This is a genomic window from Frankia sp. CcCS3 (assembly GCF_977927575.1).
In genome coordinates this window covers 1-10,833 of the sequence record NZ_CDWRCL010000131.1, presented here as the reverse complement: position 1 = coordinate 10,833, position 10,833 = coordinate 1, and the positions used below count along the sequence as shown (strand labels likewise).

The following is a 10,833-nucleotide window of genomic DNA, read 5'->3' as shown; positions in this document are numbered from 1 at the left end:
GGCCCTAGGCCGCGGTGCAGGGCTGCGTCCAGGTGGGCGACCGCCGCCTCACGCGACTGGGCGGCCAGCACGAGATCCGCCAGCGTCCGCTCCGGCGAGGTGAGTGGGATCCCACCCAGCTCGACGCGCTGGTCGGCGTCGAGATCGCTGAAGTGCAGCCGGATCCCGCGCGGCTGGGCCCGGGTCTGCCGAGCCGGAAGAAAGAGGTGCACGGGTTCGGTGGAGCTTTCCGGAACCGCGAGCGGAAAACCGTGGAGCCGGGCGGCGGTGATCCCGCAGACGACGGCTCGGGGACGCCCGATGAGCGCGGCCCGCACCCGTGCCGAAAACGGCGAGGAGAAGACCGGGAGAATCGGCATGGTATTTTCATCGCCGACGATCGGCGCCGCGTGCCCGGGGCCCGCGGTGATGGCACCATGGCGCTTTCTTCGTCGGCGCGCGACGTCGTTCCGGACAAGTCCTGCGGATTCCTTCTCCCGGATTTCAGACTCCCGGATTGTCGACGGAGCCAGGGAGCTCCGTCGGGCCGAGGGGTACGACGAAGACACCGCGCACCGGATGGCTCCACTGGCCGGAGTGGACGAGCTGGCGCAGCTGGCCGCGGGTCAGCCCAGCGGCCATCGCCTGCCGGTAGGTGATCGCACCCCCCTGGCGACCGGCGAGGCGGACCGCGGGGTCGAAACCGGGATAGCGCACGGGACGGGTCGGCGGGGGCGAGGCCGAAGCGGAAAACGTCATGGACCGAGAATCCATCAGGTAGCCCCGGTAATCCAGCGCCACAGGCCACCTGTGGATAACTCCTCGCAGGAGGACGGCGAACGTAGGGCCCACCGATAACCCAGCCGGCTGTCACCGGAGCCATTTCCTCAAGCTAGCTTCGGGAGCGTAGCCGCTACCTAGCCGAGTTGCTTGCGAGAATGTACGATAACGACGGCGCGCATCGTCCGCTAACGCAAGACAATCGACGGACAGCAGGTTGGACGGACAGCAGGTTACTCAGCCACGGATCAACAGCACGATCGCCACGGTCGCACCGAGCATGATGACCGCGCCACGTAGAACGTTCGGTCGTAGCCGGCGAGCCACCCGGGCACCGATCGTCCCGCCGAACAGGGAAGCGAGCACGAGGATGCCGGCGAACTCCCACGAGACCTTCGCGGTGACCAGGAAGACCGCCACTCCCACAGCGTTGACCCCGAACGCGAGCAGCGTCTTCAGCGCGTTGGTGCGCTGCAGGTCGTCGGCGAGCAGAATGCCCAGCACCCCGAGGAGCAGCACCCCGAGCCCCGCGCCGAAATACGATCCGTAGACTCCCGCGACAAAGATCCCAAGCCGGGTCGGCCAGGTCACCCGGGCCGTGGCGTCGACCACGGCCGTGCTGGCTCTCCGGCGTGCCACCACGGCCGCGAGCCGGGACTGAGCCGCCAGGAGCAGACAGGAGACCAGCACCAGGTACGGAACCAGCACCCGGAAGCTGTCGGAGGGCGTGGCCAGCAGCACGACGGCGCCGACCAGACCGCCGAGCAGAGCCGGCGGTCCCAGAGCACGCAGCCGGACGGCCTGCCCGGCAAGCTCGCGGCGGTAGCCCAGCGCCCCACCGGCGTACCCGGTGACCAGCCCCACCGATGAGGTGATGTTGGCGGTCAGCGCCGGCAGACCGGCGGCGAGCAGCGCCGGGAAGGCGATCAGGGTCCCGCCGCCCGCGATCGTGTTCACCGCGCCCGCGAGCAGACCCGCCCCGCCCGCGAGCAGGGCATCGGCTGGTCCCACGTGTCCTCTACGCCGATGGAAGGAAGAGTGACGGGTTCAGGGTGACGGGGTGACGGGGTGACGGGCTCGGCGCAGTGCGGCCGGTCCGGCTCAGAGGTCGAACTCCTCCGGGTTGATGCCGACCGCGAAGCACGCCTCCCGCACGACGGCCTGCTCCGTCTTGTCGAAGGTGCCATCGGCCCCGCCGATGACGATCCCGATCTGGATGACCGCCCTGGCCTCCGCCGGCTTCTTCTTCGTCTTCGCGATCTCCTGGAGAACGGAGACCTTGCCGAACTCGAAATCGGCCTGCAGCTTGCCGACATAGTCGTTGAAGCGACGCTGGAGATCATCCGCGGGAAAGTTGCTAAGCACGTCGTTGGAGATGATCAGCGCGGCGACCCGCTGCCGCTCGGCCGGGTCGATGGTCCCGTCCGCCGCAGCGGCCAACGCGCACATCGCCATGCTCGCATCGCGGAAGGCACCGCTCTTCAGGTCGTTTTTCTTGGCGTTCAGCTGGCCCTGCATCGTCTGAGCGGACTGACGCAGCTGGTTCCAGATCGGCACCTGGGCTCCCTCGCACGGTGACGTATCACTAGATAATTCCTCGCAGGTCAACGCATGACCGCCCGGATATGCTCCCACCGGCTGGCCGAGGGTCAGGAACCGGCACCGCCGGGACCACGGCCGGCGCCGCGAACGCGGTTGAGCCGGTCCACCGCCGTCTGCGCGTCACCGATCGTGGCGAAGTCGACCGCGACGAACGTCGGGATCCGCCCGCGCTCCTGGCGACAACGCTGTGCCCGGGTGAACACGGTCTCGGCGGCGTTCGCGCCGAGGGCGGCACGGCGGCTGGGCGCGGCGGCGGTGAGCCAGTGGTTCATCAGCAGCAGCGAGGCACCGTCCACGCCCCGGTTGCGGGCGCAGGTCCGCAGATCCTCGGGTTTCTTCGCATCGAACGGGGTATCCTCGGCATACCGGTAGAAGCTGCGCAGGAACGTGCCCGGCAGGTCCTGCCGCTCGGTGAAGATCACCAGGCGTCGGCCCGAGCCGACCATCTCGCGCAGGGTCGGCCATCGGCCGTGCGGATCCTCCGGCGGCGTCGTCACCATCCCCGCGAGGCCCGCGGCCGCCACGCCGCCGGCGATCTCGCTCGCCGGCACCTCATTATCCTGGATGATCAGCGTCACGACCTCGGTGGGATTGCGGTTCATCCAGTCCCGGACCCGGGTCAGCTCCGCCACGAAGTCGAGGGAGCCGAGCTGGCACAGGTCATGGCACAGCCAGGTGCCGAGGCGTTCCGATCGGGCGCCTCGCGTCAGCGGAGCGAGCGCGTCGCGGGTCGCGGGCGGCAGGGTCTGCAGGTAGGCGTCGACCTGGGTCGGCGATGTCCAGTGGTGCACGTCGAGCAGCAGGGCGCGCACCCCCAGGTCGAGCTGGTGCGCGATCGCCGGGTCCTGGGCGGGCCCGAGAAACCGGTCCTCACTGGTGGCCATCGCGTTGTGGGTGGCCAGGTAGCTCACCTGATCATAGCGCCGGTCGCACAGCGCCTGCTGGCTGTTGCAGAGCTTGCGGGCCTCGGCTGCGGCGCCCGGGAAGGCCGTCCAGGTCACAGTGATCATCAGAGGCGACGCGAGGGCGAACGCCGTGGCGACCCGGCGCCGCCGGCCGGTCCGGTTCCACCGAGCGGACACCGCGACGAGCAGCGACAATCCGTAGCCGACCAGGCCGGCCACCAGCGTCCAGACCACGATCCGCAGAAAGCCGCTCTCGAGCGTGCCGTAGGCGCGCGAGGAGAAGTCGACCAGCACTGCGCCAGCTCCCGGCGGCAGGGGCGACGACGGCCCGTCCAGCGAGGTCAGCGGATTCGGCAGCGCGATGCGCAGGACGACGCCGAGCAGCCCGGCACCGACGCCGGCGAGGACCACCGCACCGGTCGCGGCCCGGACCCGGGACACCCCCCGCCGCCCGGCCAGCACGACGATGCCGGCCAGGGCCGCCGTCATGATCAGGGCGAGCAGGAGGGAGACCCACACCAGGGTCGCGGCGACGTCGTGCAGCCGGCCGATCGCGACGATCATCGGCCGGTCATGCAGATCCGACAGGCGGACCCCGAGATCGAGGGTGGATCCGTGGAGATACGCCTGGAGCCGGCCAATGGCCGTCTCGTCGCCCTGGAAGACCTCCGGACCGACCAGCGCCAGTGCTCCGGCGATGTTGCCCGACCTCAGCAGGGCGCGCAGCGGAGCCTCGATGCGCGCACGGGTGTCGGCGTCCACCCGACCCAGCACCACGGGCAGGACGCGGTCGGTGTCCTGCGGGGAGAGCTCGATCGTGGGTAGGGACTTCGGCGGACGCCCGGCAGCGATGTCGTCGAGCGCGGTGACGACACCGTGGGTGAACTCCTGCACGGTGGTGACCTGGTAGCTGGTGCCGGCGCCCAGTTCACCGGCGACGTACCGGTTGGCCAGGCCCGAGATGTTGTCGAAGATCGGCCGGAGGTCGACGGCGAGTTCGACGTCGTCCGTGTCGGCCCGCAGGTAGTCGACGATCCGGTTGATCTGCTCGTCGGTCATCGCCTGGATCGTCGACGGGGGCAGCACCGTGCGCAGGTTCGCGGTGACGAGGGAGCTGTCGATCGGGAGGCCGGCCAGCAACGTGTCGACCGCGGGATCGGGCAGTACCTGGGTGTAGACGCGGTCGTAGGCGTCGGCCCGGTTCAGCGACTGCGAGTAGAAGGCCGGGTTCAGCACGGTCCGCCACGCGGTGATGACGACGACCAGCGGCAGCCAGCAGAGCACGACGAGGGAGACGAGGGAGACGTGCGCGAGGCGCCCCCGCTCCCCTCCTCGGCGACCCACGGCCTACCGGCAGACAGGCAGACCCGGCTGGGCCCGCAGAGCTGGATGGGCGACGTCCGCCAGCGTCTCCTCGATGCGGGCCGCGACCTCATTCGGGCTGCCGGAACCGTCCACCGTGCGCAGCAGGCCACCCCGCCGGTAGTAGCGGCGCAGCGGTGCGGTCTCCTCCGCGAAGACCTTCAACCGGCGACGGGCGGTGTCCTCCGCGTCGTCGACCCGGTCCTCGGTGCGGGACCGGCGCCGGATGCGGTCGAGCACCTCGTCGACGTCGACGTCCAGGTCGATGACCGCGTCGAGCGGGCCGCAGGTCGCCACGAGCATCCGGTCCAACGCCTCGGCCTGGGGGTAGGTCCGGGGGAACCCGTCGAACAGGAACCCCACCGCACAGTCGACGCCACTCTCGAGCCGGTCGGCGACGATGTCGAGCACGATCTCGTCGGGGACCAGCTCGCCCGCGCGGACGTAGCGCTCCGCGCGACGGCCCAGCGGCGTACCCGCGGCGATCTGCCGGTCGAACAGCCGGCCGGTCGAGATCGAGGGGATGCCGTGCCGGGCGCTGATGCGAGCGCCCTGGGTTCCCTTGCCGGAGCCAGGTGGACCGAGCAGCACGAGCCTCATGGCACTGAACGGTACCGCCGCAGGTCACCAGGCTGGTCGGCGAGTCCGGTCAATCGCCGCAGATCCGGCATGGAGCAAGACAGATCACATGAATCTTCGGCCAAAAAGTGCTCCGGTGTCCCGGCTGCACGCCGGGGCTGGCCGGCTCCCGGTCAGCGACGCGTCGGCGTGATGGGCTCGGGCAGGTCCGTCCTGCCCATCAGCCAGCGGTCGGTGGCGGCGGCGGCGGCACGTCCCTCGGCAATCGCCCAGACGATCAGTGACTGCCCGCGTCCCATGTCCCCGGCGACGAACACGCCGGGGACCGAGGAGGCCCACCCGGCGTCGCGCGCCACGTTGCCGCGCGCGTCCAGCTCCACCCGGAGATCGGTCAGCAGGCCGGGCCGTTCCGGGCCGGTGAACCCCATGGCGAGCAGCACCAGCTGGCAGGGCACCTCGGTGTCGGTACCCTCGACCTTCTCGAACTTCCCGCCGACGAGGCGCACCTCGTGCAGGCGCAGCGCCCGCACGTTGCCATCCTCGTCACCGAGGAATCGCTCGGTGGAGACGGCGAAGACCCGCTCGCCGCCCTCCTCGTGCGCGCTGGAGACCCGGTAGATGATCGGGTATGACGGCCACGGGTTGGCCGGGGCCCGCAGCTCCGGCGGCCGGGGCATGATCTCGAGCTGGTGCACGGAGAGCGCGCCCTGGCGGTGGGAGGTGCCCAGGCAGTCCGCGCCCGTGTCACCGCCGCCGATGATGACCACGTTCTTACCCTTGGCGGAGATGGGCGACTCGGGCAGATCCCCCTGCGCGACCCGGTTCGCGGGCACGAGGAACTCCATCGCGAGATGGATGCCACCCAGCTCCCGGCCGGGAACAGGCAGGTCCCGGCCGATCGTCGATCCCCCGGCGAGGACCGTCGCATCGTAGGAGGAACGCAGCTCGTCCACGGAGATGTCGAGGCCGACGTTGCAGGACGTGATGAACGACGTGCCCTCGGCCGCCATCTGCGCGAGCCGGCGGTCCAGGACCCGCTTCTCCATCTTGAACTCGGGGATGCCGTAGCGGAGCAGGCCGCCGATCCGGTCGGCCCGTTCGTAGACCACGACCTCGTGGCCGGCCCGGGTGAGCTGCTGGGCGGCGGCGAGACCGGCCGGGCCGGAGCCCACGACCGCCACCCGCTTGCCGGTACGCAGCGACGGCGGGACCGGGACCACGGTGTCGTCGGCCCAGGCGCGGTCGATGATGCTGACCTCGACCTGCTTGATGGTCACCGGATCGTCGCCGATGCCGAGCACGCAGGCCGCCTCGCACGGCGCCGGGCACAGCCGCCCGGTGAACTCGGGGAAGTTGTTCGTCGCATGCAGCCGCTCGATGGCGTCCACCCAGTCGCCGCGCCGGGTCAGGTCGTTCCATTCCGGAATGATGTTCCCGAGCGGACAGCCCTCGTGGCAGAACGGGATGCCGCAGTCCATGCAGCGGCTGGCCTGCGTGCGCAGATGCTCCTCGGGGAACGACTCGTACACCTCGCGCCAGTCAGTGATCCTGACGTCCACGGGACGGCGCTTCGGCAGCTCCCTGCGGTGCTTGAGGAAGCCGGTCGGGTCAGCCATGCCGCTCCTGTCGGGTCCGCGCGATCGCGATGATGGTCGGGTCGTGCTTGGCGGCCCAGTCAGCCACGAGCCGCCGCCATGATGACCTCGTCGGCGACGAGCCCCTGCTCCTGCGCCTGCCGGATGGCGGTCAGCACCCGCTTGTAGTCCCGTGGCATCACCTTACGGAACGACCCGCGCACGGTGTCCCAGTCGGCGTACAGCCGGGCAGCCACCGTCGAACCGGTCTCCCGGCGGTGCCGGACGAGCAGGTCCCGCACGATCGTCTCGTCGGCGTCGCCCAGCGCCTCGACGTCCACCATCTCGGTGTTGATCCGCGCCTCGACCGGGTCGTACAGGTAGGCCACGCCGCCGCTCATGCCCGCGGCGAAGTTGCGCCCGATGGCCCCGAGTACCAGCACGGTGCCGCCGGTCATGTACTCGCAGCCGTGGTCGCCGACCCCCTCGACCACCGCGGTCGCCCCGGAGTTGCGCACGCAGAACCGCTCGCCGACGATCCCGCGGAAGAACGCCTCGCCGCCCGTCGCTCCGTAGAGCAGGACGTTACCGGCGACGATGTTCTCCTCGGCCCGCAGCGGGGACTCCTTCGGCGGGAAGACGAAGATCTTGCCGCCGGACAGGCCCTTGCCGGCGTAGTCATTCGCGTCGCCCTCGAGGGTCAGCGTCATGCCGCGGGGCGCGAAGGCGCCGAAGCTCTGCCCCGCGGAGCCGGTGAACCGCAGCTGGATCGTGTCGTCGGGCAGCCCCGCCGCGCCGAATCGCTTCGTCACCTCGTAGCCGAGCATGGTGCCCACGGTTCGGTTGACGTTGCGGATCGGCATCTCCAGCCAGACCGGCCGGCCGTCGTCGAGCGCCCCCTCGCACAGCTGGATCAGCGAGTTGTCCAGCGCCTTGTCCAACCCGTGGTCCTGGCTGGACGTGCAGTTCAGCGAGCCGCCGAAGGGCCGCTCCGGGGTGTGCAGCAACGGGGTGATGTCGAGGCCGGAGGCCTTCCAGTGGTCGACGGCGGCGCGGGCGTCGAGCAGGTCGACCCGGCCGACCGCCTCCTGCAGGCTGCGGAAGCCCAGCGCGGCGAGGTAGGTGCGCACCTCCTCGGCGATGAAGGTGAAGAAGGCCTCGACGAACTCGGGCCTGCCGGTGAACCGCCTGCGCAGTTCCGGGTTCTGGGTCGCCACACCGACCGGACAGGTGTCGAGATGGCAGACGCGCATCATCACGCAGCCGGCAACCACCAGCGGGGCGGTGGCGAAACCGAACTCCTCGGCCCCCAGCAGCGCCCCGACGATGACGTCGCGGCCGGTCTTCAGCTGCCCGTCGACCTGCACGACGATGCGGTCGCGCAGGCCGTTGAGCAGCAGCGTCTGCTGGGTCTCGGCCAGCCCCAGCTCCCACGGGGCACCCGCGTGCTTCAGCGAGGTCAGCGGCGAGGCGCCCGTCCCGCCGTCGTGCCCGGAGATCAGCACCACGTCGGCGTGCGCCTTGGAGACCCCGGCGGCGACCGTGCCGACGCCGACCTCGGCGACCAGCTTGACGTGCACCCGGGCCTTGGGGTTGGCGTTCTTCAGGTCGTGGATGAGCTGGGCGAGGTCCTCGATCGAGTAGATGTCATGGTGCGGCGGCGGGGAGATGAGCCCGACACCGGGCGTCGAGTGCCGCGTCTTCGCGATCCACGGGTAGACCTTGTGGCCAGGAAGCTGCCCCCCCTCGCCGGGCTTCGCCCCCTGGGCCATCTTGATCTGGATGTCGTCGGCGTTGGCGAGGTACTCGCTGGTCACCCCGAACCGGCCGCTGGCGACCTGCTTGACCGCGGAGCGGCGCAGGTCCCCGTTCGCGTCCGGCGTGAACCGCTCCGCGTCCTCGCCGCCCTCGCCGGTGTTCGACTTCCCGCCGAGCCGGTTCATGGCGATAGCCAGCGTCTCGTGCGCCTCGGCGCTGATCGAGCCGTAGGACATGGCGCCGGTCGCGAACCGCTTGACGATCTCCGAGGCCGGCTCGACCTCCTCGATCGGCACCGGCGTGCGCACCCCGGTACGCAGCTCGAACAGACCCCGCAGCGTCGCGTTCTCCCGGGACAGGCCGTCGACCCGGGCGGTGTACTTCTGGAAGGTCTCGTACTGCCGAGTGCGGGTGGCGTGCTGGAGCAGGAAGACGGTCTCCGGGTTGAACAGGTGCAGCTCACCCTCGCGGCGCCACTGGTACTCGCCGCCGACCTCCAGCGTGCGGTGCGCGTGCTCGGAAGCGATCGGCGGATAGGCCCGCCGGTGCCGCGCGGCCACCTCCGCCGCGATGACGTCGAGCCCGACGCCGTCGAGGCGCGACGGGGTACCCGCGAAATAGGCGTCGATCAGTTCCTGGGACAGCCCGATCGCCTCGAAGACCTGGGCGCCGGTGTAGCTCGCCACCGTCGAGATGCCCATCTTGGACATCACCTTCAGCACGCCCTTGCCGAGCGCCTTGATCATGTTCTTCTCGGCCTGCTCCCGGGACACCCCGACGATCTCGCCCTCGGCGATGAGGCTGTCGATCGACTCGAATGCCAGGTACGGGTTGACTGCCGCAGCGCCGTAGCCGGTGAGCAGTGCGATGTGGTGCACCTCGCGGGCGTCGCCGCACTCGACGATGAGGCCGACCTTCGTCCTGGTCCGCTCCCGGATCAGGTGGTGGTGCACGGCGGCGGTCAGCAGCAGCGACGGGATCGGGGCCTTGCGCGTGTCGGAGTCCCGGTCGGAGAGCACGACGATGCGGGCACCGTCGGCGATGGCCTCGCTGACCCCGGCGCAGATCTCCGCCAGCCGGGCGGCGAGCGCCGCGCCGCCCCCGTCGACGTCATACAGACCACGGACCGTCACCGAGGCGAAGCCGGGCATGTCACCGTCGTCATTGATACCGATGATCTTCGAAAGTTGGCTGCTGCTGATCACCGGATAGGGCAGGTGCACCATCCGGCAGGACGCCGGGGACGGCGCGAGCAGGTTGCCCTCCGGGCCGAGCACCCGGCCCAGGCTCGTCACCAGCGCCTCGCGGATCGCGTCCAGCGGCGGGTTGGTGACCTGCGCGAACAACTGGGTGAAGTAGTCGAACAGCAGCCGGGGACGGCTGGAGAGCACCGCCACCGGCGTGTCGGTGCCCATCGAGCCGATCGGCTCCGCGCCCGTGCGCGCCATCGGCGCGACGAGCACGCGCAGCTCCTCCAGCGTGTAGCCGAACACCTGCTGGCGACGCAGCACCGAGGAGTGCCCGTAGAGGAGCTGCTCCCGCTCGGGCAGGTCGTCCAGCTCGATCAGACCGGCATGCAGCCACTCCGCGTACGGCGCCGCGTTCGCGAGCTCGGACTTGATCTCCTCGTCGCTGACGATGCGCCCCTCGGCGGTGTCCACCAGGAACATCCGCCCCGGCTGGAGCCGGCCCTTCTGCACCACCTTGTGCGGCGGGATGTCGAGCACGCCCACCTCGGAGGCCATCACGACCAGGCCGTCGTCGGTGACCCAGTACCGCGACGGCCGCAGTCCGTTACGGTCGAGCACCGTCCCGATGACCGTCCCGTCGGTGAACGCGATGGAGGCCGGGCCGTCCCACGGCTCCATCAGCGTGGAGTGGAACTGGTAGAAGGCGCGCAGCGCCGAGTCCATCTCGGTGTGGTTCTCCCACGCCTCGGGGATCATCATCAGCACCGCGTGCGGAAGGCTGCGACCACCCAGGTACAGCAGTTCCAGGACCTCGTCGAAGCTCGCCGAGTCGCTCGCCCCGTCCGCGCAGATGGGAAACAGTCGGGAGAGGTCACCGGGGATCAGGTCGCTGGCGAGCAGCGCCTCGCGGGCCCGCATCCAGTTCCGGTTCCCGCGGACGGTGTTGATCTCCCCGTTGTGGGCGACGAACCGGTACGGGTGCGCCAGCGGCCAGCTCGGGAAGGTGTTCGTGGAGAACCGGCTGTGCACCAGCGCGATGGCACTGGCGAACCGGGGGTCGTCGAGGTCCGGGAAGTAGGCCGAGAGCTGGTGGGTGGTGAGCAT

General features: G+C 70.3%; 7 protein-coding genes and 1 pseudogene. All 8 read right to left on the bottom strand.

Going from position 1 to position 10,833, the window contains the following annotated elements; genetic code table 11:
* Nucleotides 1-359 (bottom strand): annotated as a pseudogene (locus AC08OQ_RS12565) (type IV toxin-antitoxin system AbiEi family antitoxin domain-containing protein); the annotation flags it as partial.
* 124 nt (nt 360-483) lie between these two features.
* Nucleotides 484-738 carry a type IV toxin-antitoxin system AbiEi family antitoxin domain-containing protein gene (locus tag AC08OQ_RS12560; RefSeq protein ID WP_476601320.1) on the bottom strand — a complete coding sequence of 85 codons (255 nt, stop codon included), beginning with the start codon at nt 736-738 and terminating at the stop codon, nt 484-486.
* Between the two features lie 258 nt (nt 739-996).
* Nucleotides 997-1,770, bottom strand: a complete 774-nt coding sequence (locus tag AC08OQ_RS12555) for a sulfite exporter TauE/SafE family protein (RefSeq protein ID WP_476601321.1) — start codon at nt 1,768-1,770, stop codon at nt 997-999.
* Between the two features lie 90 nt (nt 1,771-1,860).
* Entirely contained in the window at nt 1,861-2,316 is a 456-nt protein-coding gene (locus AC08OQ_RS12550) for a tellurite resistance TerB family protein (RefSeq protein WP_462202971.1), read from the bottom strand.
* Nucleotides 2,317-2,408: 92 nt separating this feature from the next.
* The gene (locus tag AC08OQ_RS12545) at nt 2,409-4,610 is read right to left on the bottom strand and encodes a phosphoinositide-specific phospholipase C-related protein (protein WP_476605083.1); all 2,202 of its coding nucleotides are present in this window, start codon (nt 4,608-4,610) and stop codon (nt 2,409-2,411) included.
* A gap of 3 nt (nt 4,611-4,613) precedes the next feature.
* Complete coding sequence (locus AC08OQ_RS12540) at nt 4,614-5,228, bottom strand: adenylate kinase (protein WP_476601323.1); 615 nt, start codon at nt 5,226-5,228, stop codon at nt 4,614-4,616.
* Between the two features lie 152 nt (nt 5,229-5,380).
* Nucleotides 5,381-6,823 (bottom strand): glutamate synthase subunit beta, encoded by a 1,443-nt coding sequence (locus AC08OQ_RS12535; protein WP_476601324.1) that lies wholly within the window; start codon nt 6,821-6,823, stop codon nt 5,381-5,383.
* A gap of 59 nt (nt 6,824-6,882) precedes the next feature.
* The coding region (gltB, locus tag AC08OQ_RS12530) for a glutamate synthase large subunit (RefSeq protein ID WP_476612061.1) at nt 6,883-10,833 on the bottom strand (3,951 nt) is incomplete at its 5' end.